Origin of the sequence: Streptomyces sp. NPDC005435 (assembly GCF_040703155.1) — a bacterium.
Lineage (GTDB): Bacteria > Actinomycetota > Actinomycetes > Streptomycetales > Streptomycetaceae > Streptomyces.
The window spans coordinates 231850-256423 of sequence record NZ_JBEXEQ010000006.1 but is presented as its reverse complement, the minus strand read 5'-3'; the positions used below and the strand labels follow the sequence as shown (position 1 = coordinate 256423).

Below are 24574 nucleotides of genomic sequence, written 5' to 3'. Positions count from 1 at the left end.
TACCTTTTTTACCGAGGTGGGGGAAAACGGGGTGACGCGGGCCGCCCGCACCGGCGACCATGGAGTCATGTCCGGGCCCTATCTCATCCGTGGCTCGGTCTCGCTTCCCGAGGCCGAGCTGACATGGCGTTTCTCGCGTTCCTCCGGGCCCGGCGGGCAGCACGTCAACACCAGTGACTCCCAGGCCGAGCTGCGCTTCGACCTCGCGCGCACCGAGGCGCTGCCCGAGGTGTGGAAGCAGCGCGCGCTGGAGCGGCTGGCCGGCCGCCTGGTGGACGGCGTCCTGGTCGTACGCGCCTCCGAGCACCGCTCCCAGTGGCGCAACCGCGAGGCCGCGCTCGTGCGCCTGACCGCCCTCCTCGCCGAGGCGACCGCGCCCCCGCCCAGGCCCCGCCGCGCCACCCGTATCCCACGGGGCATCAACGAGCGCCGCCTCAGGCAGAAGAAGCAGCGCTCGGACACCAAGCGGGGCCGCTCCGGGCGGGACTGGGGCTAGGGGGTGGCTCGTCGATCAGGCCGGGCTCTCCTCCCGGGCGCCTTCGGCCGGCCCCGCGTCAGACGCTCGCCTGGTGCCGCCTCTTCCGTACCGCTCCCGCCACCGCCGCCCCCACCGCCACCGCGCACAGCGCCAGGCATGTGAAGACGAGCGGGTTCACCCAGGACGGGACCAGTTCGGTGGCCCGGCCGGAATCCGTGACGCACTCCGCGCCGACCGGGAGGCGGGTGTGGGTGACGATCGTGTCGCCGGGGATGCCCATGGCCGCGCACATCTGGTCCGGGTCCAGGAAGTAGAAGCCGCAGCCCAGGCCGTAGCCGTAGGCGCCGAAGGCCGTGGTGGCGGTCAGGACGGCCAGGAGCAGGCAGGACGTCGGGGCGGGGGCGTACCAGGCGGGACCCCACGTGCGGTTGCGGACGCGCAGGGCGAGGACGACGGCCGACGGAACGGCCAGGGGGAGCGCCCACAGCGGGGCCATGAGCGCGGCCCAGTAGAGCGTCGTGAGCAGATCGTCGAGGTGCGGCACGCGGAAGCAGACATCGTCCGCGCCCCCGCCGGTTCCCGGGGTTCAGCCCAGGTGCCGGTACCGCCCCCGGAAGTACAGCAGCGGCCCGCCCTCCGCGCTCGGCACGTGGGCCGTCAGGACGCGGCCGATGACCAGGGTGTGGTCGCCGGCGAGCACGCGCTGCTCCGTACGGCACTCCAGCGTCGCCAGCGCGCCCGTGATCAGCGGAGCGCCTGTCGCCTCGCCCCGGGTGAGGCCGAGGTCGGCGAAGAGGAGGCGGTCGCTGATGCGGCCCTTCATCGAGAAGCGGCCCGCGATCTGGCGCTGGTGGTCGGCGAGGACGGACACCGCCCACAGGGGCTGTTCCTCCAGGAGTTCGTCCATGCGGCCGCCGGTGCGCAGGCTGACCATGACCAGCGGCGGGTCCAGGGAGACCGAAAGAAAGGCCGTGGCGGTCATGCCCACGTCCTCCGTGCCCGGCGCGTGCGGGTCGTCGGGGTCCAGCGGCGGCTCCTGCGCGGTCACCAGGACCACTCCGGCGGCCAGCCGGGACATCGCGGCCCGGAACTCGTCGTCGCTCACCTCCTCAGGATGCCCGGAAGCGGCCCGGACGGCGGGGGAAGGGGCGGAGGCGGAGGTGTTCAGCACGCGGAAACGCTAATCCGGCGCCCCGGCCCGCCGCATCGGCCCTCCGCCCGAGAGGGGTCCTAGGACCCGGGTCGGACAACCGTCCCGAGCCGTGCCGACCCGCCCGGCTGCCGATTCGTACGGCATATGCGCATGTTCACTCACTTTGCGTTCAAGAACAGTGCCGGGAAAACGCAGAAACTCCACTCAATTGTTCACGTTCTACTGTGACTTGAGTCACAAGGGGCAATAATTGTTGACCCTGTGTACCGAGTGGGGAGCGCGCTGTGATTCAGTGGCGAGAAGAAGCCTTGATGCGCGGCGAGGTCTCGGGGGAGGGGGAGGGCGAGCATGGAGACAGAGTCGGAGCCGTACGTCCCGCTCACATCCCTGCGACAGCTGCATCAGGTCATGGCCGAGATGAACACGGCCCGCAGCCTGGCGGACACCCTGCAGATCGTCGCCGACGGCGCGGTCACCGCGCTGGGGTACGAGATGGCGTGCGTGAACCTCGTCCGCCCCGACGGCGATCTGGTGGTCGCCGCCTTCTCCGGGAACCCGGCCGCCGAGGCCCTGATCATGGGCCGGGTCGGCGCCCGCGAGTCCTGGGAGCGGCGCCTGCGCATGGGCGAGCTGTGGGGGGACCTCGTGTTCATCCCCCACCACGAGGGCTGGGTCCTCGACGACGACGACGTACCGCAGTGGTTCACCGAGGGGCCCCTCCCGCGTTTCGACGAGGGATGGCACCCCGGCGACCGGCTCTTCGCGCCGATGTACACGCCCGGTGTCCAGGGCGGGGCGCGGGGCGAGCTGATCGGCGTCATATCCGTCGACCGTCCGCACGGCGGCCGCCGCCCGGGCGCCTGGGGCCGCGAGGCGCTCCAGATGTACGCCTTCCAGGCCGCCATAGCCCTCAGCAACGCCCATCTGCGCGCCAACATGCAGCGCGCCCTGGTCCGCCTGGAGCGCGATCAGCAGGCCCTGCGCGCCAGTGAGGAAAGCTTCCGCCAGGCCTTCGAGTACGCCCCCTCCGGCATGGCCATCGCGGAGATGGACGGCGACCACCACCAGGGCCGCATCCTGCGCACCAACGACGCCCTGTGCCGGCTCCTCGGCCGGCCCGCCGCCGGGATGCGCCGCTACTCCTTCGCCGACCTCGTCCACCCCGAGGACGTCACCACCCTGCGCCGCACCTCGCCCGAGGGCGGCCGGGGCGAGCTGCGGCTGGCCCGCCGGGACGGCTCGTACGTCTGGGTGTCGCTGCGCCACTCCGTCGTCGCGGACACCACCGACGGACCCCGCTTCCTGCTCACCCACGTCGAGGACATCGAGGAGCGCAAGCGCCGCGAGCTGCAGCTCGCCCACCGCGCCTCCCACGACTCGCTGACCGGGCTGCCCAACTCCGCCGAGCTGCGCGCGCGCCTTGCCGCCCGGCTGTGCCGGCGCGCGGCCCAGGCGGGCGGCCTGGACTCGCTCGACGCCGCCTACGGCCACCCGGGCGACGCGGATGCCGGGCACGGTTTCGACTTCGGCTCGGGCGCGGAGGCGTACGACGCCTTCGACCACCATGTGCACACCATCGCCCCCGAGGGCGGCCACGACGACGGCGCCAAGGGTCTCGCGGTGCTCTTCTGCGACCTGGACGGCTTCAAGTCGATCAACGACCGCTTCGGGCACAACGCGGGCGACGCCGTGCTGATCGAGGTGGCCCGGCGGCTGAGCAACGGCGTGCGCGACGGCGACACGGTCGCCCGGCTCGGCGGTGACGAGTTCGTCATCCTCGCCGACGGGCTCGGCCGCGCCGACGCGCAGGACCTCGCCGGGCGGCTGCGCGGCGAGATCATCCAGCCGATCCGGGCCGAGGGGCGGGCCGTGCGGGTGGGTGCCAGTTTCGGCATCGGCTGGGCGCACTGCGGGATGACGGCGGACGAGGTGTTGAAGTCGGCCGACGAGCGGATGTACGTAGAGAAACGATCTCGTCCCAAACAGCACCGGCGCGCCGGGTGATCCGCAGGTCAGTGGGCTGACACGGGCTGACTCGCCCGTTTTGGGGGCCCCGGGGGTGTCCCCCGTTCGAGCGAATTCGGCTATGGGGGAAGGTAGGCTCGCCCTGCCAACCCGTACCCCATCCGCCCGCACCTGCTTGAGGAGTACCAGGGATGACGCCCGGCGACAACGGCGCGAGCACGCCCGAGGAAGACGACCCGTTCGGCTACCTGTACGCAGACGGCCAGGCCAGAGGTGCCCAGCCGCCGTCCGGCGGTTACGGCTACCCGAACGCGGTCAGCCGGGTGCGCGCGGTCGGTGAGCGCCAGTACCCCCAGCAGCAGACGTACGGCCAGCAGGTCCCGCCGCAGCAGGCTGCCTACGGCCAGCCGACGGCCCAGACCCCGCAGGCGGCGCCCGGCGCCCCCCTGCCGGGCGGCCGCGCCCAGCAGAACGCCGGCCGGCGCGGCCCCAACACCAAGGGGCTGCTGATCGGCGCCATCGCGGTGGTCGCCGCGGTCGTCATCGGCATCAGCGTGGCCATGTTCAACGACGACTCGGGCAACGAGGCGAACGGCGGCGCGAGCCCGAGCCCGACCCAGGCGCAGAGCAAGGCGCCCAGCGCCAAGCCCTCCGCCAAGACGCCGGGCGAGCTGCCGAAGACCGACGCCGCCGGCAGCACGGGCATGCAGCTCGCCGGCGGTGCCGCCCCGGCCTCGGACATCAAGGGCGCGGAGGCGGCGGGGGGCACCTATGTCGGCGGCCTGAACCAGGTCGGCGCCTCGGCGACGTGGACGTTCGACGACATTCCCAAGGACGGGAAGTACACGCTGAACGTGAAGTACGGCGTCCCCGGCAAGGACGCCAACATGACGCTCACGGTGAACGGCGCGTCGCAGGACCGTCCGCTCAACATGTCCAACTTCGCCAAGGCGCCCGAGGGCAACTGGGAACACGGCTGGACCCACACCTGGGCGAACATCATGCTGAAGCGCGGGAGCAACACGATCAGCATCTCCTGCGGATCGGGCAACCAGTGTGACGCCAACCTGGACACGATGTGGATAGAGGCGGGCTGGCGGTAGGCCGCCGCGCGGCGTGTTCTACGCCGCGGTCTTCTCGTCCTTCACCTCGACCCGCCCGCACAGCTCCTCGTACACCGCCCGGTCGAACTCCCCCGCCGCCGGGGCCAGTACGGCCGCCGCCGACAGGGCCGTGGCGCGGGTCAGGCGGGTGGGCCAGGGGGTGTCGTCCACCAGGCCCGACAGCAGGCCCGCCACCGCCGCGTCGCCCGCGCCGGTGGGGTTGCCGTGCAGGCGGGCCGGTGGGGTGGCGCGCCAGTGGCCGTCCGGGGTGGCGGCCAGGAGGCCGTCGGGGCCGAGGGAGGCGACCACCGCGTGGGCGCCTCGGCGCCGGGCGTCGCGGGTGGCGCGCAACGGCTCGTGGGAGCCGGTGAGTTCGGCCAGTTCGACGGCGTTCGGCTTGACGATGTCGGGGCGGGCCGCGACCCCGCGCCGGAGGGGTTCGCCGCTGGTGTCCAGCAGGACCGGCACCCCGGCCGAGCGGGCGACCCGTATCAGCCCCGCGTACGCCCCCACCGGTACGCCCGGTGGCAGGCTGCCCGAGAGGGCGACCGCCGAGGCGCCGGTGAGCAGGGTGTCGTAGGCGCGCAGGAAGGCGGCCCATTCGGCGGGGGAGATCTGCGGGCCGGGCTCGTTCAACTGGGTGGTGTCGCCGGTGAGTTCGTCCACCACGGCGATGGTGCGGCGGGTCGGGCCCGCGACCTCCACCAGCGCGTCCGTCAGTCCGGCCGTACCCGCGAGCCGCTCGCGCAGCACCCCGCCCGTCGCGCCGCCCGCGAACCCGGTGACCGTCACCTCGTGCCCGAGCGCGGCCAGCACCCGCGCCACGTTGACGCCCTTGCCGCCCGGGCGTTCGGCGACGCCGGAGACGCGGTGGGCGGTGTGGGGGCGCAACGACCGTACGCGGTACGTGATGTCGAGAGCGGTGTTCAGCGTGACCGTGAGTATCACCCGGTCCGACCTCCCTCGAAAGTTGGCGCGGCTTCGGTTTCCGGGGCCCCGATCATGCCAAAGAGACGGCGGCCGGCCCACCTCGGGGACGACCGCCGTCTGCTGAAGCTAGGTACGGATCAGGGCAGTTGGGGCGTGACCACCCATTCGCCCCGGCGCATGACGCCCTTCACCGTGAACTCCTCGTCCAGCAGCACGAGATCGGCGTCCTTGCCGGGTTCGAGGGAGCCGATCCGGTCCGAAAGGCCAAGCAGACGGGCCGGGTTGGCGGACAGCGCGGTCACCACGTCGGTCACCGGAATCCGGTCGACGGTCACCGCCCGCCTGAACGCGCGGTCCAGGGTCAGCGTGGACCCCGCGATCGAGCCGCCCTCCACGAGCCGGGCCACGCCGTCCGCGACCTCGACCTCCAGCGGGCCGAGCAGATAGCGCCCGTCGCCCGCGCCCGCCGCGTCCATCGCGTCGGTGATGAAGGCGACCCGGCCGGCGCCCGCGTGGTGGAAGGCCAGCTGGAGCGAGGCGGGGTGCAGATGGACGCCGTCATTGATCAGCTCGACGGTGACCCGCTCGTCCTCAAGGAGCGCGGCGATCGGGCCGGGGGCGCGGTGGCCGAGCGGGGGCATGGCGTTGAAGAGGTGGGTGGCGACGGTGGCGCCCGCGTCGATGGCCTCGACGGTCTGCTCGTAGCTCGCGTCGGTGTGGCCGACGGCCGCGATCACGCCCTGCTCGGCGAGCAGCCGTACGGAGTCCAGGCCGCCGGGGAGTTCGGTGGCGAGGGTGACCATGCGGGCCTGCCCGCGCGCGGCGTCGAGCAGCTTGCGGACCTCGGCCGGGTCGGGGTCGCGCAGCAGCGCCTCGGAGTGCGCGCCCTTGCGGCACGGGGAGATGAACGGGCCCTCGAAGTGGATGCCCGCGATCTCGCCCTGCTCGGCCAGCTCGCCGAGGAGCCCGGCGCGGCGGGCCAGCAGGTCCAGGTCGTCGGTGACGGTGGAGGCGACCAGGGTGGTGGTGCCGTGCGCGCGGTGGGCGCGTACGGCGGTGAGCGCGTCCTCGGCGCTGCCCACCGCGAAGGAGGCGCCGCCGCCGCCGTGGTTGTGCAGGTCCACGAAGCCGGGGACCAGCCAGTGGCCGCCCGCGTCGACCACCTGGGCGTCCGCGGGGACGGGGGGTGCCGCCTCGGCGGGGCCCGCGGCGGTGATCCGCGTGCCCTCCACGCTCACGCGGCCGTCGTCCACCACGCCGGTGGGCAGCACCACCCGTGCGCCGGTGAGTACCAAGCTGGGAGCCATCAGGCGGTTACCTCCGTGGGGTCCGTGCGGTCGAGGGGATCGCGGTCGAGGAGATCGCGGGCGAGCAGTCCGGCGCCGAGGCAGCCGGCGGTGTCGCCGAGGGCCGCCGGGACGATGGCCGGCGGGGTCTGGAAGGTGATCCGGCGGGCCACGGCCTCCCGCAGCGGCCGGAACAGCGTCTCGCCCGCCTCCGCGAGTCCGCCGCCGATGATCAGGGTGCCCGGGTCGAGCAGGGTGAGCGCGGTGACCAGGCCGTCGGCGAGCGCGTCGACCGCGTCCCGCCAGACCCGTCCGGCCGCCGGGTCGCCGTCCGCGACGGCCTTCGCGCAGTCGGCGGCATCCGCGTCCGGGCGCGCGCACACGGCGGCCCACGCCTCGCCGACCGCCGCCGCCGAGGCGTACCGCTCCAGACAGCCGCGCTGCCCGCAGGGACAGTCGGCGCCGCCGGGCCGTACGACGATGTGGCCGATCTCACCGGCGAAGCCGTGCGCGCCCGCCTCGACCCCGCCGCCGATGCCGATGGCGCCCGCGATGCCGGTGCCGAGCGGCACGAACAGGAAGCGGGCTGCGCCCTTCCCGGCGCCGATCCGGCCCTCGGCGAGGCCGCCGGTGCGTACGTCGTGGCCGAGCGCGACGGGCACGCCGAGGCGCTCGGCGAGCAGGTCGCGCAGGGGTACGTCGCGCCAGCCGAGGTTGGCCGCGTAGACCGCCCGGCCGCCGCGCTCGTCCACGATGCCGGGCACCGCGACGCCCGCCGCGAGGGCGGCTCCGCCCAGGTGCGCGGCGCCGTGCGCGGCCAGGTCCGCGGCGAAGTCCAGGATCTCCGCGACCACCGCCTCCGGGCCCCGCTCGCGGCCGGTCGCGCGGCGCTCGCGGTGCAGGAGTACGGGGGCCGCGCCCGGGGCAGACGCGCTGTCGACCGCGCTGTCGACGCCGAGGAGAGCGGCCTTCATCCAGGTGCCGCCCACGTCCAGGGCGATGACATGTCTCACCCGTCCAGTGTGACCCGTGACCCGTGAGAGGTCTAGTCCACTTACGTGGTGTAGACATGTGTTCACATAGCGAACAGTCAGTAAAGGGAATCGGGGTTTTGACGGTGCGTCGGCGTACGGCAAGAACGATCGCGGTGGTGTCCGCAGTGGGCATGGCGGCGGTCCTCGGCGGCTGCGGGACCACGGGTTCCTCGCATGTGACCCTCAAGCTGGTCGCCGCCGACTACGGCGACTCCCCGGCCAACAGCTCCAAGAAGTACTGGGACTCGCTGGTCAGCGCGTACGAGAAGAAGCACCCCGACGTGCGGGTCGACGTCAGCGTCTACTCGTGGAACGACGTGGACGCCAAGGTCAAGCAGATGGTCGCCGCCGGGCACGCCCCCGACATGGCCCAGATCGGCTCGTACGCCGACTACGCGGCCAAGGGCAAGCTCTACCCGGTCTCCGACCTGCTCTCCATCCGCACCCAGGCCGACCTCGTCTCCCAGCTCTCCGACGCGGGTGAGTGGGACCACACGCCGTACGGCATGCCGTTCGCGGCCTCCACGCGCGTCCTCTTCTACAACAAGACCCTCTTCCAGAAGGCCGGCATCACCACCCCGCCGACCACCTGGGACGAGCTGGCCACCGACGCCCAGGCGCTCAAGGCCAAGGGCGTGAAATACCCGTACGCGCTGCCGCTGGGCCCCGAGGAGGCGCAGGCGGAGACCATGCAGTGGCTGCTGAGCGGTGGCGGCAACTACACGGACGACATGGGCACGTACACCATCGACTCCACCGAGAACGCGGACACGTTCACCTGGCTCAAGGACGACCTGGTCGGCAAGGGCCTGACGGGACCGGTCGCCCCGGGCCGCCTCAACCGCGCCACCGCCTTCTCCGCCTTCGCCGACGGCCAGGTGGGGATGCTCAACGGCCACCCCACGCTGATCCAGCAGGCCGAGGCCAAGGGCGTGAAGTTCGGCATGGTCCCGATGCCGACCCACGACGGCGGCCACGAGCCGGCCATGGGCGTCGCCGACTGGATGATGGGCTTCCGGCAGAACGGCCACGCCGACCAGATCGGCAGCTTCCTCGACTTCGTCTACGACGACAAGAACGTGCTCGACTTCTCCCACGAGTACGGGCTGCTCCCCGTCACCACCACCGCCTCCGAGACCATGGGCGACTCCGATGCCGCCCGCGACAAGGCGCTGCGCCCCTTCCTGGTCCAGCTGCAGACCGCCGAGCAGTACCCGGTGGACAAGACCTCCTGGGCCGAGGTCAGCGCGGCCGTCAAGCAGGAGATCGGCCAGGCCGTCGCCCCCGACGGCAGCCCGGCCGGCGCCCTGACCCGCCTGCAGTCGACGGCGACCACGGCGGACAGCCGGGCGGCCGCCAACTAGCCGCTGTGTCGGTGGCCGGGGTTACGGTGGCCGACATGGAACTGGGCCCCCGCGAGAAGGCGATCCTCGCGCTGGAGCGCCGGGGCTTCACGGGCCCCGGCGCCAAGGAACGCGCCATCCGCGAACAGCTCGGCCTCGCCCCGGTCCGCTACTACCAGCTCCTCAACGCCCTCCTCGACGACGAACGCGCCCTCGCCCACGACCCGGTGACGGTGAACCGCCTGCGCCGGGTACGGGAGGCGCGCCGGTCAGAGCGGTGACGCTGCGCTGTGCTTCGGCGGAGGGGGCGTGGGGGCGTCGGGGGGTGCGCGGGGCGCGGGGTACGGGGTGTGGGATACGCGGGCTGCGGGCTGCGGGCTGCGGGCTGCGGGCTGCGGTGCGGGGGTACGGGAGCGTCGGGCGTGCCGGGTGCCGGGTGCCGGGTGCCGGGTCTCGGGTGCCGGGCGCGGGGCGCCGAGAGTGCCGGGGTGCCGGGCGTGGCGAGCGTCGGCGTGCCGGGCGTCGGGTGAGCTGGGTGACCGGGGTGCCGGGTGCCGGGGGTTGCCGGGCGCTGGGGTGCCAGGCGTGGCGAGCGCCGGCGTGCCAGTCGTGCCGAGCGCCGGAGTGCCGGGCGTTGAGGGAATTGGGCGCTGGGAGTGCCGGGTGCCGGGGGTTGTTGGGCGCCGGGGTGCCGGGCATGGCGAGCGCCGGAGCGCCGGGTACCGGGGAGCCGAGCGCCGAAAGTGCCGGGCACCGGCGTACCGAGCGCCGGGCGTGCCGAGCGTCGGGGGTGCCGAGCGCCGGGCGTGCCGGGCATCCGGAGAGCCCGGCGTCAGCGGTGCCGGGTGCCAAGTGGCTGTCGGTGGCGGGTGACGTTGGTGGACTCCTCGTAGGGAGGAGTGGGGTGGGGCTCGCGCGGATAGTGTCGTTTCATGGGCATCCCCGAGACGGACTCCGCCACCCCGAAGGACCTGCCGGTCCCGACGACCCCGGCCGGCCGGGACGGTCTGCGCGCGCTTCTTGAGGGGCCGCGCGGTGCCGTGGTCGGGCTGGACTTCGACGGCACGCTGGCACCGATCGTCGCCGACCCCGCACAGGCCCGCGCCCACCCCGGCGCGGTACCCGCGCTCGCCGAACTGGCCCCGAAGATCGCCTCCGTCGCCGTGATCACCGGCCGCCCCGCGGGCGTCGCCGTGCGCAACGGCGGCTTCGCCGGGATCGCGGGCCTGGAACACCTCGTCGTCCTCGGCCACTACGGCGCCGAGCGCTGGGACGCCGTCACCGGCACCGTCAGCGCCCCCGCCCCGCACCCCGGCATCGCCGCCGCCCGCGCCGAACTCCCGGGCGTCCTCGACCGGGCCGGTGCCTGGCCCGGCACCTGGATCGAGGAGAAGGGCCGCGCGGTCGCCGTGCACACTCGCCGCGCTGAAGACCCCGAGTCCGCGTTCGAGGCGTTGCGCGCCCCGCTGACCGACCTCGCCACCCGGCACGGTCTGATCGTCGAACCCGGCCGGCTCGTCCTCGAACTCCGCCCGCCCGGCATGGACAAGGGCGTCGCCCTCCTCGACCACGTCCGCGCCCTCGGCGCCGACGCCGTCCTCTACGCGGGCGACGACCTCGGCGACCTTCCCGCCTTCGCCGCCGTGGAGAAACTCCGCACCGGCGGCACCCCCGGCCTCCTGGTCTGCAGCGGCAGCGCGGAGGTCCCGGAACTGGCCGAACGCGCCGACCTGGTGGTGGACGGCCCCGAGGGCGTGGTGGACCTCCTCCACACCCTGGCCGCGCACATGGACTGAGGACGCGTACCCACTGCCCGACGGCCGGGCCGCGCGCGGCGACGGCCGGCGGGATGCCCGCCGGCGTGCCCGCCCGCGCCCGCACGCGGCCCGGCGCTCACCGCACGGCGGTAAGCGCACCCCGACGAGTCCGGCCGGCTCCGGGATCAGGGGGAGTGGCCGGCGGCCCGCCCCACCGCCCTCGCCCACCCGCGCCACCTGGAACAGCCCGAACCGGACGCCCTGATGCCCGGCCCGGCCACCGCGACAGCCCGCTGGCTCACCGGCCCACCCGGCACCCCGGCACCTGTCCGGTCCCCGAACCCCCCGGCCCGAACCGGACCTCCTGATGGCAGGCCCGGCCACCGCGACAGCCCGCTGGCTCACCGGCCCACCCGGCACCCCGGCACCTGTTCGGTCCCCGAACCCCCCGGCCCGAACCGGACCTCCTGATGGCCGGCCCGGCCACGGCGACGGCCTACCGGCACCCCGGCCTACCGGCACCCCGGCCTACCGGCACCCCGGCCTACCGGCACCCCGGCACCCGCCCGGTCCCCGAACCCCCGCCCCGAACGCCCCCGGCGGTCAGCCCAGCGCGTTCAGCTGGTCCAGGAACCACTTCGCCGGGGGCAGCGCCGTAGCCGCGGTGGCCAGGCGCTTGGAGCGTTCCGCGCGTTCGGCGGACGGCAGGGTCAGCGCCTCGTGCAGGGCCTCGGCCGTGCCGATGACGTCGTACGGGTTGACGGTGATCGCGTCCTCGGCGAGTTCCTCGTAGGCGCCCGCCTCGCGGGACAGGACCAGCGCCACGCCCTCGTCGGAGACGACCGGGACCTCCTTGGCGACCAGGTTCATGCCGTCGCGGATGGGGTTGACCAGGGCGACGTCGGCGAGGCGGTAGGCCGCAAGCGAGCGGGCGAAGTCGTCCTCGACGTGGAGGAGGACCGGGGTCCACCCGGGCGTGCCGAACTCGGCGTTGATCTCGTCCGCGATCCGGCGCACCTCGTCGGTGTAGGCGCGGTACACCTCCAGGTCCTGCCGGGAGGGGTACGCGAAGGCCACGTGCACGACGCGCTCGCGCCACTCCGGGTGGTCCGCGAGCAGGCGCCGGAATGCCAGCAGCCCGCGCGCGATGTTCTTCGACAGCTCGGTGCGGTCCACACGGACGACCGTGCGGCGCCCCTCGCCGATCTCCTCCCGGAGGGTCACCATCCGCTCGGACACGTCCGCCCGGTGCGCCCGCTCCCGCAGGAAGTCCGCGTCCGCGCCCAGCCCGTGCACCCCGATCTCCGTGCCGGACGGGATGCCGGGACCCAGTACGGCATGGCAGCACGCGGTGAACGCGTCCGCCCACCGCCGGGTCAGGAACGCCGCCCGGTCCGCGCCCAGGATGCCGCTCAGCAGCTCGGCCGCGATGTCGTCGGGGAGCAGGCGGAAGTAGTCCGGCGGGGCCCACGGGGTGTGCGAGAAGTGGCCGATGCGCAGGTCGGGGCGGAGCTGCCGCAGCATCCGGGGGGCGAGCGCCAGGTGGTAGTCCTGGATCAGCACCGCCGCGTTCGGCGCCGCCTCCTCGGCCAGCGCCTCGGCGAAGGCCCGGTTGTACTCCCGGTACGCCTCCCACTGCCGGCGGAACTCCACGTCGAAGACCGGCTCCAGCGGGGTCTGGTAGAGCATGTGGTGCACGAACCAGAGCACCGAGTTGGCGATGCCGTTGTACGCGTCGGCGTAGACCCCCGCGTCGATGTCCAGCATCCGTACCCGCTGCCCGCCGGTGTCCGCCTCGGGCAGCAGCCCGCCGTCCGCGCGCCGCACCGCCTCCCGGTCGCCGTCACCGAGCGCCGCGCACACCCACACCGCGTCGGTGCCGGGACCGATCGCCGACAGCCCCGAGACCAGCCCGCCACCGCCGCGCCGCGACGTCAGCGCCCCGTCCGGACCCACCGTGTACGACACCGGGCCACGATTCGACGCGACCAGCACCTCAGCACCCTGCGTTGAAGCCATGGTCCTCAACCTAGCCCGGCACCGAAACCCTCAAACGTGTGCGGGACGCGGCGCGGCGCCTTGTATACGGCCCTCCGTATACGGGGTGCGGCGCGCTCTCACGCCACCCGCCGCTCCGCGTACTCCGCGATCTCCGCCATGGGCGGCCGCTCCTCCGTGTCCACCGCGTACGTACGCGGCTCGAAGCCGGACACCCCCCGCTCGAACTGGGTCAGGGAGGGCCGGACCAGGTGCCCGCGGGCCAGCCGCAGCTGGGCCGTGCGGTAGATCGCGGCGGCCATGCGCCCGAGCGCCTGCCCGTCCTGGTGCCGGTGCTTGCGGACGCCGACGTCGACCTGGGCCAGCGCGTCGAGCCCGACCAGATGCAGCGCGTCCACCAGCATCCCCAGCTCCACGCCGTACCCCACCGGGAACGGCAGCTGTTCCAGCAGCGAGCGCCGGGCCGCGTACTCACCGCCCAGCGGCTGGACGAAACCGGCCAGCTGCGGCCAGTGCATGTTCAGCAGCGGCCGCGCCATCAGCTCGGTGACCCGCCCGCCCTGTCCGGCGGCGCCGCCGAGGGGGCGGTCGTACATCGCCTTGACCAGGTCCACCTGCGGATCGGTGAGCAGCGGGCCGACGATGCCGAGGACGAAGTCCGAGGAGAACTCCTTCAGATCCGCGTCCACGAAGGCGACGATGTCCCCGCTGGTCGCGAGCAGAGACCGCCACAGCACCTCGCCCTTGCCGGGTACGGCCGGCAGCCGGGGCAGTATCGCGTCGCGGTGCACGACCCGCGCGCCCGCCGCCGCCGCGACCTCGGAGGTGCGGTCGGTGGACCCGGAGTCCACCACGACGATCTCGTCCACCAGCGGCGCCTGCGTCACCAGGTCGTGGCGGATCACGGACACGATGTCGCCGACCGTCTCCTCCTCGTTCAGCGCGGGCAGCACCACGGACACGCTCTGTCCGGAGCGCTGCTTGGCGGCGAGGACGCGGTGCAGCGGGCGGTCGGCCACGGACCAGGAGCGGGTGGCCAGCCAGCGCTCGGTTTCTTCCAGCATGGTCTGCGGCTCCTTCTCAGGGGGGACGTACGGTCACACGTGCCGGTGTTCTTGAACCCGTCTCGCGGTTCGGACGACACCTTCAACTGTGCTGGCCTTCGGTTACAGTCTTGAACAACGCCGGTGACCATCGCATGTCCGAGACGATCGGCGTTCACAACCGCATACAGCTCATCCAGAGGGGCAGAGGGAAACGGCCCTGCGAAGCCCCGGCAACCCTCCAGCCGGTCTCGTGCGCGGACACTCCGCGACACCGCGAGGCTCCCGGCTCGGGAAGGTGCCAAATCCGTCTCACGGCGAGATTCGTCGTGAGGAAGATGAGGAGAAAGGGCCTCGCCTCCCATGGCTGTGCAGACCATTGCCACCCCCACTGTCGATCTCGGCCCCGCCGCCGCCCTCAGCTGCCGGGAGTGCGGGCACCGCGTCCCGCTCGGCCCGGTCTTCGCCTGCGAGGAGTGTTTCGGCCCGCTGGAGATCGCCTACGACTTCTCCGGCTACGACACCGAGGGCCTCCGCAAGCGCATCGAGTCAGGACCCGCCAGCATCTGGCGCTACGCCCCGCTGCTGCCCGTCCCCGCCGACGTCGCGGAGAAGCCGAACCTCCACCCCGGCTGGACCCCGCTCGTCAAGGCCGACAACCTCGCCCGTGAACTCGGCGTCACCGGCGGCCTGTTCGTCAAGGACGACTCCGGGAACCCCACCCACTCCTTCAAGGACCGCGTGGTCGCCCAGGCCCTGGAGGCCGCCCGCGCCTTCGGCTTCACCACGCTCTCCTGCTCCTCCACCGGCAACCTCGCGGGCGCGGTCGGCGCCGCCGCGGCCCGCGCGGGGCTGCGCTCCTGCGTGTTCATCCCGCACGACCTGGAGCAGGGCAAGATCGTCATGGCCGCGGTCTACGGCGGTGAACTCGTCGGCATCGAGGGCAACTACGACGACGTGAACCGCTTCTGCTCCGAGCTGATCGGCGACCCGGCCGGCGAGGGCTGGGGCTTCGTCAACGTCAACCTCAGGCCGTACTACGCCGAGGGCTCCAAGACGCTGGCGTACGAGATCTGCGAGCAGCTCGGCTGGCGGCTGCCGGACCAGCTCGTGGTGCCGATCGCCTCCGGCTCCCAGCTCACGAAGATCGACAAGGGGCTCAAGGAGCTGATCGCGCTCGGCCTGGTCGAGGACAGGCCGTACAAGATCTTCGGCGCCCAGGCGGAGGGCTGCTCGCCGGTGTCGGCCGCGTACAAGGCGGGCCACGACGTCGTACGGCCCCAGAAGCCGGACACCATCGCCAAGTCGCTGGCCATCGGCAACCCCGCCGACGGGCCGTACGTCCTCGACATCGCCCGGCGCACCGGCGGCGCCGTGGAGGACGTGACGGACCCCCAGATCGTGGACGCCATCAAGCTGCTGGCCCGCACCGAGGGCATCTTCGCGGAGACGGCGGGCGGCGTGACGGTCGGCGTGACGCGCAAGCTGATCGAGAACGGCGTACTGGACCCGACGCTCACCACCGTCGTCCTGAACACGGGCGACGGCCTCAAGACGCTGGACGCGGTGGCCGGTACGGGGCTCACCGCGACCATCCGACCGAACCTGGACTCCTTCCGAGAGGCTGGCCTCGTATGAGTGTGACCGTTCGCATCCCCACCATCCTGCGCACCTACACCGGCGGACAGGCGGAGGTGGCCGCCGAGGGTGCCACGCTCGCCGAGGTGATCGAGGACCTGGAGAAGCACCACTCCGGGATCGCCGGGCGCGTCCTGGACGACGAGGGCAAGCTGCGCCGGTTCGTCAACGTGTACGTCAACGACGACGACGTGCGCTTCGAGGGCGGCCTCCGGACGCCGACCCCGGACGGCGCCGGTGTGTCCATCATTCCGGCGGTCGCCGGCGGCTGAGAATTACCGTCGGTAACTTCGGTTACAAACTGTTCATAGAATGGCCTCCTCCGTAAGAGAAACGGAGGAGGCCATTCTGCGTGATTGAGCGCGATAGAGTTGGGGAACGCGCTCCCCGGCCGACCGGCCGGGAACCCTGGATTCATGCCGCACGCCCGACGAGAAGCAGCCAAAATGCACGGGTCTTATGCGGCATTTATTGTTTTTACGGGGCCCGACTTGCCCTGAATTCAGCCGAATTCTCGCCAGATTCCGGACCGGTCTCTTCCAGATTTCTCGTCCGACTGACCTGTTGCAGACGGCAGTTGGACAGATACATTCAGCCGCGGTCGACGCGTTCCGGCGCACGCCCCCGAACCCATGGGGGGTGAGGTCTGACCCGGGTCCGCGAAGGGTGGATCTGCGCAAGGGCCAGTAATAGGGGAGTTAGGCATGGCTCAGGGCACCGTCAAGTGGTTCAACGCGGAGAAGGGCTACGGCTTCATCGCGGTAGACGGTGGTGCGGACGTCTTCGTCCACTACAGCGCGATTCAGATGGACGGCTACCGCACCCTTGAGGAGGGCCAGCGGGTCGAGTTCGAGATCTCGCAGGGCCAGAAGGGCCCGCAGGCCGACATGGTTCGCCTCAGCGCCTGAACGTTTCTCGCACTGAACGTCTCATCGCGTCTCACGTCCGCTTCACGTCTCACGTTCGAAGGGCCCGCACCCGGCACGGGGTGCGGGCCCTTCGTCCTGCGCGCGCGGCCGGTCCCCTTCCGCCACCCTGCCGATCCCCCGAAGGCGCTTGCACTCGACCATGCCGAGTGCTAATCATTGCGTTAGCACTCTGAAGGTGAGAGTGACAACGAAGGACCGGGTCGGTGAGGCCCGCAGGCCGGGTGGGGCAAGGAACCACGAGGCCGGCGAGCCGTCCGTCGCGGGCGCGGGCGCGGTCCGAAGGAATCACCCCCAGTCCTGGAGGGACCACTTCACATGGCCAAGATCATCGCGTTCGACGAGGAGGCGCGGCGCGGCCTCGAGCGCGGCATGAACCAGCTCGCGGACGCCGTCAAGGTGACGCTCGGCCCCAAGGGCCGCAACGTCGTCCTCGAGAAGAAGTGGGGCGCCCCCACGATCACCAACGATGGTGTCTCCATCGCCAAGGAGATCGAGCTCGAGGACCCGTACGAGAAGATCGGCGCCGAGCTGGTCAAGGAAGTCGCCAAGAAGACGGACGACGTCGCCGGCGACGGTACGACCACCGCGACCGTGCTGGCCCAGGCCCTGGTCAAGGAGGGCCTGCGCAACGTAGCCGCCGGCGCCAACCCGATGGCCCTCAAGCGCGGTATCGAGAAGGCCGTCGAGGCCGTCTCCGCCGCTCTCCTTGAGCAGGCCAAGGACGTGGAGACCAAGGAGCAGATCGCTTCGACCGCCTCCATCTCCGCCGCCGACACCCAGATCGGCGAGCTGATCGCCGAGGCCATGGACAAGGTCGGCAAGGAAGGCGTCATCACCGTCGAGGAGAGCAACACCTTCGGTCTGGAGCTTGAGCTCACCGAGGGCATGCGCTTCGACAAGGGCTACATCTCCGCCTACTTCGCGACCGACATGGAGCGCATGGAGGCGGTGCTGGAGGACCCGTACATCCTCATCGCCAACTCCAAGATCTCCTCGGTGAAGGACCTGCTCCCGCTCCTGGAGAAGGTCATGCAGTCGGGCAAGCCGCTGCTGATCATCGCCGAGGACGTCGAGGGCGAGGCTCTGTCGACCCTGGTCGTCAACAAGATCCGCGGCACCTTCAAGTCCGTCGCCGTCAAGGCCCCGGGCTTCGGCGACCGCCGCAAGGCCATGCTCGGCGACATCGCCATCCTCACGGGCGGCGAGGTCATCTCCGAGGAGGTCGGCCTCAAGCTGGAGAACGCGACGCTGGACCTCCTGGGCCGCGCCCGGAAGGTCGTCGTCACCAAGGACGAGACCACGATCGTCGACGGCGCCGGCTCCTCGGAGCAGGTGCAGGGCCGCGTGAACCAGATCCGCGCCGAGATCGAGAACAGCGACTCGGACTACGACCGCGAGAAGCTCCAGGAGCGCCTCGCGAAGCTCGCCGGTGGCGTGGCGGTCATCAAGGCCGGTGCCGCGACCGAGGTCGAGCTCAAGGAGCGCAAGCACCGCATCGAGGACGCCGTGCGCAACGCCAAGGCGGCCGTCGAGGAGGGCATCGTCGCCGGTGGTGGCGTGGCCCTGCTGCAGGCCGGCCAGGTCTTCGACAAGCTGGAGCTGTCGGGCGACGAGGCGACCGGTGCCAACGCGGTCAAGCTCGCGCTCGAGGCCCCGCTGAAGCAGATCGCCGTCAACGGTGGTCTCGAAGGCGGCGTCGTCGTGGAGAAGGTCCGCAACCTGCCCGTCGGCAACGGCCTGAACGCCGCGACCGGCGAGTACGTCGACATGATCGCCGAGGGCATCATCGACCCGGCGAAGGTGACGCGTTCCGCCCTGCAGAACGCCGCCTCCATCGCCGCGCTGTTCCTCACCACCGAGGCCGTCATCGCCGACAAGCCGGAGAAGGCCGCCGCGGCCGCTCCGGGCGGCATGCCGGGCGGTGACATGGACTTCTGATCCGTCTGCGGATCAGCTGTTCTGACCGAGGGCGGTGCCTCCCCTTGCCGGGGGTGGCACCGCCCTCGGGCGTTTTCGGGGACCGGCCGGTCAGGACGTGCGGCGTCGTATCAGGTAGACGGCGGCGGTGAACAGGGCCATGGCCAGGCCGAGATACAGGGCGAGTTCGATGCTCAGCATGGCGGGGTAGCGGCCGGCCGGGTGGTACTCGGTGTAGTGCCGCAGGCCGTGTCCGGCCAGGTAGCGTTCGAGGGCGGCGCCGCCTTCGCGGACCGTGTCGCCGTCGTAGACCTGCTTGATGATGTCCCGCTTCTCGCCGTCGGAGAGCCGGTGTCCCGCGCTGTTGACCAGGCCGTCGTCGACGATCCAGTCGGTGGGGGGACGTGAGCCGGCCGGCTGTCGTACGTTCGGCGCCTCCGTACGGACCAGGGGGCTCAGGTAGTAGGGCCGGACCGTCTCCTCCAGGGTGATGTGCACCGTGAGGTAGGTGGCGAGGGTGACGCCCATGGCGAGCACGGTCCGCCGGAGGAGGACTCCGGTGAAGACGCCGAGGGCCAGGGCGAACAGCGTCAGCGCGACCAGACCCGGCGACACGGTGAACGCCGCGGTGCGCATCCGGCTGCTCATCGTGTCCAGGGGGCCGCGCCACCAGGTGAACAGGACGGAGCAGGCCAGCGCCAGAACCGCCGCTCCGGCGCCGACCAGGGTCAGCTGGGTGACGAGCCATCGGGTGCGGGACACCCCCTGGGTGAAGGCGAACCGCCAGGTGCCGTTCTCGAACTCCCGCGCCAGCAGCGGTGCGCCGACGAAGGCGCCGATGAGCGCGGGCAGGAAGGCCACCCAGACCATCCGGTTGCCCCACTCGCCGTACCGGTCGGTGAACTGCTCGACCAGCTGCGCGCAGCCCGCGCGTGCGCTGGGATCGGTGACACAGGCGGCGATGCCGTCGGCGCGGTACTCCTCGTGCATGGCCAGGCCGCTCACCACGGTGGGAACGGTGACGGCGGCCAGCAGCAGGACGCCGGTCAGGAGGGCGGCGCGATGGTGGCGCCAGGCTGCCCAGAGCATGGATCAGTCCTGCCCTTCGAGGTAGGCGAGGACGAGGTCTTCCAGGTTCACGGGGTGGGATTCCCATCGGGGGTGAGTGGGCGCGGTGGCCGGCGACCGCACCAGGAGGTGGCTGGTGCGGTCGCCGTGTGTGGCCGTGACCAGTCCGTCGAGCGCGGTGTCGGTGACGCGGGGACCGGTCAGGAGGCGGTGTTCGGCGAGCAGGTCGTCGATGTCGCCGGCCAGGCGCACCTGCCCGGTGCGGAGCAGGACCAGGTGGTCGCAGACCCGTTCGAGTTCGGTGACCACGTGGGAGGAGAGCAGGACGGTCACGTCCGTCTCGGCCACCGCGTCGATGAGGGTCCGCATGAACTCGCGGCGGGCCAGCGGGTCGAGACTGGCGACGGGTTCGTCCAGGACCAGCAGGCGCGGCTGCTTGGCCAGCGCGAGGGTGAGGGCGACCTGGGCCTGCTGGCCACCGGAGAGACGGCCGGTCTTGTGCTTGAGCGGAATGCCGAGGTCGCGCAGTCGCCGTTCGGCGCCCGCCTGGTCGAAGCGGGTGTTCGTCCCGCGGCCGTAGCGCAGCATCTCGGCGACGGTGAACCCCCGGTAGAGGGGGTGGTCCTGGGCGACGAAACCGACTTGGGACAGGCTCTGCGGGCGGCCCGGTTTCAGGGGCGTGCCCAGCAGGGAGACGGTGCCCTCGGTGGGCGCCAGCAGACCTATGGCCAGGTGCAGCAGGGTGGTCTTCCCCGCGCCGTTGGCGCCGACGAGCGCGATGATGCGGCCCGCGGGCAGCGACAGCGTGCAGTCACGCAGTGCCCAGTGGCGGCCGTAGCGCTTGCCCACGTGATCGATCCGTACGGCGACGTCGGTGCTCATGCCGTCTCCCGGTGCTGCTCGTCGGTCATGATCGCGTCCACCAGCGCGCGCACCTGCTCCGGCGCGAGACCCGACCGCCGTGCGTCGGCCAGCCACTGCCGCAGCCGGCCGGAGAGCCGGGCGTAGGTCGCGGCGGGTACCTGCTCGATGTCGCCGGTGACGAACGTGCCCTGCCCGGCACGCGCCGTGGCCAGCCCGGCGTGCTCCAGCTCGCGGTATGCCTTGGCCACGGTGTTGGGGTTGACGACCAGCGCGGACGCCACGGCGCGCACGGTGGGCAGCTGGTCACCTTCCTGAAGATGGCCCAGCAGCAGGCCGTGGCGCACCTGATCGACCAGTTGCAGGTAGGCCGGTACTCCTGACCGGTCGAGCCCTCGGAACGCGAACACGCACAACCTCCACCGCGCAGTGTCTCAATGTACTAGTGGGATAGTACACAGGCGGTATGGGGGGCCGGCCGGCGGCGGGGCGGTCGCGGTCGATGCCGTGAAGTCCCTTGTACGGGACGCCGAATCCGGCCGTGGCGGGGGTTGCTTCGCCGGCGAGAAGGTTGCCGACGTTTCGAGGGGCCGGCGGTCTTGGCCCGCACCGTGAGCCCTGCCTCGGAGGCGGCGTTCAGCAGGGCGGCGGCGGGCTTGGAGCCGGCCGCGCCCCGGCCCAGAAGCCGGCCGTCACCAGACTCGCGTCGAGGGCGGTCCTTTCCCTTATTCTCCGGGGGAGGTGTCGCCCTCGGGCGTTGCCGGGCAGGGCTTGCGGCGGTAGCGGTCGAGCCTTCGTTTGACGTCCCAGGCGAAGGACAGGCTTGCGATGCCCAGGCCCCAGGCGGGGGTGTGGTCACCGTTCAGTGCCGCGTAGACGCACATCGCGGCGAGGGTGATGCAGGCGAACGCCTCGGCGAGGCACATCAGTTGGTCGGAGTTCGGTCTCATGGGGCCACCTCAGAAGCCGTAGCGGCGGTCGGGCCAGTGCGGGTCGTCCCAGCGGGCCGGGGTGGGAGTGGCTGCCAGGCGTATGCGGTGGAGCAGGTCCTCGGGGGTGTCGCGGGCGCGCAGGCGGGGTGGGGCGTGGTGGGCCAGCCAGGTGGTGAGTTCGGTGCGGAGCGCATGCTCGTCGTGGCAGGTGTACCACGGGAGTTCGTCGCGCAGAAGGTCGTACTCCCAGTGGGCGGCCGCCTCTTCCAGGTGCCGGTCGGCCGTGTCGTGGTCGGCGCTCTCCCAGGCCGTGAGCCAGGGGGTGAGCGTGGCGGACGCCTCCGTGAGCAGTACGAGGAGGTCGTACACCGGGGTCGCCGGGGCCGGCTCGGTCAGGCTGTGTGCCCACCAGGCGTGCAGGAACTCCTCGACCGCAGCACGCTGTTGGACGGGCCACCGCTGCCAGTCGCCCTTCGCGAACGACCGGCCCGCCTCGGCCGCGCCGAGCCGGTGCTCCGTGGTCCCGTCGGCCAGCGACCTGGCGAACTGCGGGAGGATACGGCGCAGTACGGCGCCGTGGTCACTCCAGTCGGGCGCGGTCCAGGTACGGCGCAGCAGGTCCGGGTCCAGCTCCAGGTCCGGCACCTTCAGCCGCGCCAGCTCCTCCTCGTCGCCCCAGTGGCAGATGCACTGGACCTCGTCGGCGCGGGCGGTCATACCCCGGAAGGTGCGGGCCAGCTCCTCCAGGGCGCGGTCGAGCCGGACGCGCGGGCCCGAGGTCATTTTCCTTGCCGCGTCCTGCCGGCCTTCGACATCAGGAGGGTCACGAAGACGGCGGACACGAAGGTGAACGCGTATTCCGCCCACTCGTCGGCGAGGAGTCTGTTGACGGCGACGAGTGTCACCGCCCAGGCGGCGAGGACGGCGAGTCTCACCATCGGTGCCGACGAAACGGGCCTGGTCTTCACTCGCTTCCCCCTTATGCTCGGTCGCCGTGGTCAGCGGCTCACTGGTCATCTGGGAACCTACGCGGGGCGCGACGGGGGCTCAACATCAATTGATCAACATTTGAGCCGGCGGCGCGTTCTCGCGGGCGGACATCGCGGCTCGGATCTGCCGGGCGTGGGCGTGGGCGTGGGCGTGGACGGCGTCGGCGTGGTCGTGGACGGCGTCGGCGGGAGAGGGCGGTCACCTTCGTCCGCCACACTGTCCTGCCATGGCGAGCAGTCTGAGTACGACGGTCATCGCGATCTGCGGCACCCTGCTCGGGAGCGGGCTGACCGCGTGGGCGGCGGCGCTGGCCGAGCGGCGCAGGAACGAGGCACTCGAACGGCAGCAGATACGGGAGGAGGCCGCGCGGGAGCGGGACCGGCGGCGCGAGCTGCGGGCCGAGCACCAGAAGTGGCGCAGGGATCGCCGGCAGGCCGCGTATCAGGACCTGATGGACGCCGCCCATGACGCGCAGGGCGCTGTGTGGCAGTTGGGGCGGCTCGTCCTCGAACCGTTCGACCAGCATCGCTACGACGTCCGGCGGGGCGCCGCGATCGACGCCGTACGGGCGACCCGGCGCGCGGCCGACGCGGTTCAGCTGGAGGGACCGGAGGATGTCGCCCAGGTCGCCGAGGAGTACGCGCGGGCCGTGGACCGGCACATCGGGCCGCCGGTCGAGGCGCTGATGGAGATGAGCCGGGGGTCGGCGGGTGAAACCCGGATCGAGGGGTACCGTTCGGCCGCTGCCGAGACGGAGGCCCTGGTCGAGGGCTGCCGGCAGCGGTTCGTTCCGTTGGCCCGGCGGGCGCTGGACGAGTTGGTGGAGGGTGTCGACTAGGGCGTTCGGGGTGTGGGTGCCGTGGCCGGGGGGCCGGGGTGGCCGGGTGGCCGGGGTCACAAGGGGGTGTGGGGGGAGGGTGGAATACGGGGCCGTGGGCGTGCGGTTGTTTCAGAGGGTGCACAATTGCGTGCGCACATACCGTCCGGTCAACAGCCACCGTACTCACGAGGAGCCCCCCACGTGACCGTCACGACGCCCGCCGCCTCCCGCGCGGCCCAGCTCCTGTCCCGCCCGATCACGCTGAACGGCCTCACGGTTCCGAACCGGATCGTGATGGCGCCGATGACCCGTATGTTCTCGCCGGGCGGCATCCCCGGTGAGGATGTGGTGTCGTACTACTCCCGCCGCGCCGCGAACGGTGTCGGTCTGATCGTCACCGAGGGCACCTATGTGGGCCACGACTCGGCCGGCCAGAGCGACAGTGTGCCGCGCTTCCATGGCGAGGAGCAGCTCGCGGGCTGGGCGAAGGTCGCGCGGGAGGTGCACGCGGCGGGCGGCACGATCGTGCCGCAGCTGTGGCACATCGGCATGGTCCGCAAGCAGGGCGAGCCGCCGTTCGCGGACGCCCCCGCGATGGGCCCGTCCGGCATCCACAAGGAGGGCGCCGAGCCCAAGGGCAAGGCCATGACGCAGTCCGACGTGGACGACGTCATCGCCGCGTTCGCGCAGGCCGCCGCCGACGCGGAGCGCATCGGTTTCGATGGTGTCGAGATCCATGGTGCGCACGGCTACCTTCTCGACCAGTTCCTGTGGGCCGGCACCAATGTCCGTACCGACGCCTACGGTGGCGACCCGGTCGCCCGCGCCCAGTTCTCCGCCGAGGTCGTCGCGGCCGTGCGCGAGCGCGTGTCCGCCGAGTTCCCCGTCATCTTCCGCTACTCGCAGTGGAAGCAGCAGGACTACACCGCGCGCCTCGCCGAGACCCCGGAGGAGCTGGAGGCCATCCTGACGCCGCTGGCCGCCGCCGGCGTCGACGTCTTCCACGCCTCCACCCGCCGCTACTGGGAGCCGGAGTTCGAGGGCTCCGACCTCAACCTCGCCGGCTGGACGAAGAAGATCACCGGCAAGCCGGTCATCACCGTCGGCTCGGTCGGCCTGGACGGCGACTTCGTCAAGGCGTTCCAGGGTGAGGGTGCGCCGGTCAAGGGCATCGAGGACCTCCTCGACGGCCTGGAGAGCGGCGAGTACGACATGGTCGCCATCGGCCGCGCCCTCCTCCAGGACCCGGAGTGGGCCGCGAAGGTCCTCTCCGGCCGCTTCGACGAGCTGAAGTCCTACGACGCCGCGGCGCTGAAGTCGCTCAGCTGA

Annotated in this window: 25 protein-coding genes and 1 riboswitch; of the genes, 12 read left to right on the top strand and 13 right to left on the bottom strand. The window is 72.0% G+C overall.

Going from position 1 to position 24574, the window contains the following annotated elements:
- The first annotated feature begins 67 nt into the window (after positions 1–67).
- On the top strand, positions 68–496 hold the full coding sequence (gene arfB, locus AB0898_RS10295; RefSeq protein WP_366802423.1) for an alternative ribosome rescue aminoacyl-tRNA hydrolase ArfB: 429 nt from the start codon (positions 68–70) through the stop codon (positions 494–496).
- 58 nt (positions 497–554) lie between these two features.
- Here arfB and AB0898_RS10290 read toward each other — a convergent pair whose 3' ends face one another.
- Positions 555–1022 carry a hypothetical protein gene (locus AB0898_RS10290; RefSeq protein ID WP_366802422.1) on the bottom strand — a complete coding sequence of 156 codons (468 nt, stop codon included), beginning with the start codon at positions 1020–1022 and terminating at the stop codon, positions 555–557.
- A gap of 42 nt (positions 1023–1064) precedes the next feature.
- On the bottom strand, positions 1065–1649 hold the full coding sequence (locus AB0898_RS10285; RefSeq protein ID WP_366802421.1) for a flavin reductase family protein: 585 nt from the start codon (positions 1647–1649) through the stop codon (positions 1065–1067).
- Between the two features lie 330 nt (positions 1650–1979).
- On the opposite strand from AB0898_RS10285, the gene cdgB reads away from it, so the two are divergent.
- Both cdgB and AB0898_RS10275 read left to right on the top strand, forming a co-directional pair.
- The gene (gene cdgB, locus AB0898_RS10280; RefSeq protein WP_366802420.1) at positions 1980–3635 is read left to right on the top strand and encodes a diguanylate cyclase CdgB; all 1656 of its coding nucleotides are present in this window, start codon (positions 1980–1982) and stop codon (positions 3633–3635) included.
- Positions 3636–3787: 152 nt separating this feature from the next.
- On the top strand, positions 3788–4699 hold the full coding sequence (locus AB0898_RS10275) for a carbohydrate-binding protein (RefSeq protein ID WP_366802419.1): 912 nt from the start codon (positions 3788–3790) through the stop codon (positions 4697–4699).
- Positions 4700–4717: 18 nt separating this feature from the next.
- On the opposite strand, the gene AB0898_RS10270 is transcribed toward AB0898_RS10275, so the two are convergent.
- The 3 genes from AB0898_RS10270 to AB0898_RS10260 form a co-directional block, all read right to left on the bottom strand.
- Entirely contained in the window at positions 4718–5647 is a 930-nt protein-coding gene (locus AB0898_RS10270; protein ID WP_366802418.1) for a 1-phosphofructokinase family hexose kinase, read from the bottom strand.
- A 119-nt stretch (positions 5648–5766) separates the two neighbouring features.
- A complete protein-coding gene (gene nagA / locus AB0898_RS10265; protein WP_366802417.1) occupies positions 5767–6936 on the bottom strand; it encodes an N-acetylglucosamine-6-phosphate deacetylase in 1170 nt (389 codons plus the stop codon).
- The gene (locus tag AB0898_RS10260) at positions 6936–7928 is read right to left on the bottom strand and encodes an ROK family protein (RefSeq protein WP_366802416.1); all 993 of its coding nucleotides are present in this window, start codon (positions 7926–7928) and stop codon (positions 6936–6938) included. The genes nagA and AB0898_RS10260 overlap by 1 nt, the downstream gene beginning before the upstream one ends.
- A gap of 134 nt (positions 7929–8062) precedes the next feature.
- Here AB0898_RS10260 and AB0898_RS10255 point away from each other — a divergent pair, with 134 nt between their 5' ends.
- The 3 genes from AB0898_RS10255 (at position 8063) to otsB (ending at position 11088) form a co-directional block, all read left to right on the top strand.
- Complete coding sequence (locus AB0898_RS10255; protein ID WP_366802415.1) at positions 8063–9313, top strand: extracellular solute-binding protein; 1251 nt, start codon at positions 8063–8065, stop codon at positions 9311–9313.
- Positions 9314–9348: 35 nt separating this feature from the next.
- Positions 9349–9573, top strand: coding sequence for a DUF3263 domain-containing protein (locus AB0898_RS10250; RefSeq protein WP_366802414.1), 225 nt, complete (start codon positions 9349–9351; stop codon positions 9571–9573).
- A 651-nt stretch (positions 9574–10224) separates the two neighbouring features.
- Positions 10225–11088 carry a trehalose-phosphatase gene (gene otsB, locus AB0898_RS10245; RefSeq protein WP_366802413.1) on the top strand — a complete coding sequence of 288 codons (864 nt, stop codon included), beginning with the start codon at positions 10225–10227 and terminating at the stop codon, positions 11086–11088.
- A 564-nt stretch (positions 11089–11652) separates the two neighbouring features.
- Here otsB and AB0898_RS10240 read toward each other — a convergent pair.
- Entirely contained in the window at positions 11653–13068 is a 1416-nt protein-coding gene (locus tag AB0898_RS10240; protein ID WP_366802412.1) for a trehalose-6-phosphate synthase, read from the bottom strand.
- 98 nt (positions 13069–13166) lie between these two features.
- Positions 13167–14111, bottom strand: coding sequence for a glucosyl-3-phosphoglycerate synthase (locus AB0898_RS10235; protein WP_366802411.1), 945 nt, complete (start codon positions 14109–14111; stop codon positions 13167–13169).
- A gap of 168 nt (positions 14112–14279) precedes the next feature.
- Positions 14280–14435, top strand: a riboswitch (SAM riboswitch).
- Between the two features lie 18 nt (positions 14436–14453).
- Between AB0898_RS10235 and thrC the strand changes: the two genes are divergently transcribed.
- The 4 genes from thrC (at position 14454) to groL (ending at position 18595) form a co-directional block, all read left to right on the top strand.
- Entirely contained in the window at positions 14454–15728 is a 1275-nt protein-coding gene (gene thrC, locus AB0898_RS10230; RefSeq protein ID WP_366802410.1) for a threonine synthase, read from the top strand.
- Positions 15725–16000: a MoaD/ThiS family protein gene (locus tag AB0898_RS10225; RefSeq protein ID WP_366802409.1), complete on the top strand. Its 276-nt coding sequence runs from the start codon at positions 15725–15727 to the stop codon at positions 15998–16000. Before thrC ends, AB0898_RS10225 begins: the two co-directional genes overlap by 4 nt.
- Before the next feature lie 432 nt (positions 16001–16432).
- Complete coding sequence (locus AB0898_RS10220) at positions 16433–16636, top strand: cold-shock protein (RefSeq protein WP_004929928.1); 204 nt, start codon at positions 16433–16435, stop codon at positions 16634–16636.
- Positions 16637–16972: 336 nt separating this feature from the next.
- Positions 16973–18595, top strand: coding sequence for a chaperonin GroEL (gene groL / locus AB0898_RS10215; protein WP_366802407.1), 1623 nt, complete (start codon positions 16973–16975; stop codon positions 18593–18595).
- Positions 18596–18685: 90 nt separating this feature from the next.
- Here the strand turns inward: groL and AB0898_RS10210 are convergent, their stop codons facing one another.
- From AB0898_RS10210 to AB0898_RS10180, 6 genes are all read right to left on the bottom strand, one after another.
- A complete protein-coding gene (locus tag AB0898_RS10210; RefSeq protein WP_366802406.1) occupies positions 18686–19663 on the bottom strand; it encodes an ABC transporter permease subunit in 978 nt (325 codons plus the stop codon).
- 3 nt (positions 19664–19666) lie between these two features.
- Positions 19667–20524 carry an ABC transporter ATP-binding protein gene (locus tag AB0898_RS10205; protein ID WP_366802405.1) on the bottom strand — a complete coding sequence of 286 codons (858 nt, stop codon included), beginning with the start codon at positions 20522–20524 and terminating at the stop codon, positions 19667–19669.
- A complete protein-coding gene (locus AB0898_RS10200) occupies positions 20521–20913 on the bottom strand; it encodes a GntR family transcriptional regulator (RefSeq protein ID WP_366802404.1) in 393 nt (130 codons plus the stop codon). The genes AB0898_RS10205 and AB0898_RS10200 overlap by 4 nt, the downstream gene beginning before the upstream one ends.
- 315 nt (positions 20914–21228) lie before the next feature.
- Complete coding sequence (locus AB0898_RS10190; RefSeq protein WP_366802479.1) at positions 21229–21453, bottom strand: hypothetical protein; 225 nt, start codon at positions 21451–21453, stop codon at positions 21229–21231.
- A 9-nt stretch (positions 21454–21462) separates the two neighbouring features.
- Entirely contained in the window at positions 21463–22218 is a 756-nt protein-coding gene (locus AB0898_RS10185) for a hypothetical protein (RefSeq protein WP_366802403.1), read from the bottom strand.
- Positions 22215–22373, bottom strand: coding sequence for a hypothetical protein (locus tag AB0898_RS10180; RefSeq protein WP_366802402.1), 159 nt, complete (start codon positions 22371–22373; stop codon positions 22215–22217). The genes AB0898_RS10185 and AB0898_RS10180 overlap by 4 nt, the downstream gene beginning before the upstream one ends.
- A 278-nt stretch (positions 22374–22651) precedes the next feature.
- Between AB0898_RS10180 and AB0898_RS10175 the strand changes: the two genes are divergently transcribed.
- On the top strand, positions 22652–23263 hold the full coding sequence (locus tag AB0898_RS10175; RefSeq protein WP_366802401.1) for a hypothetical protein: 612 nt from the start codon (positions 22652–22654) through the stop codon (positions 23261–23263).
- A 183-nt stretch (positions 23264–23446) separates the two neighbouring features.
- On the top strand, positions 23447–24574 hold the full coding sequence (locus AB0898_RS10170) for an NADH:flavin oxidoreductase (RefSeq protein ID WP_366802400.1): 1128 nt from the start codon (positions 23447–23449) through the stop codon (positions 24572–24574).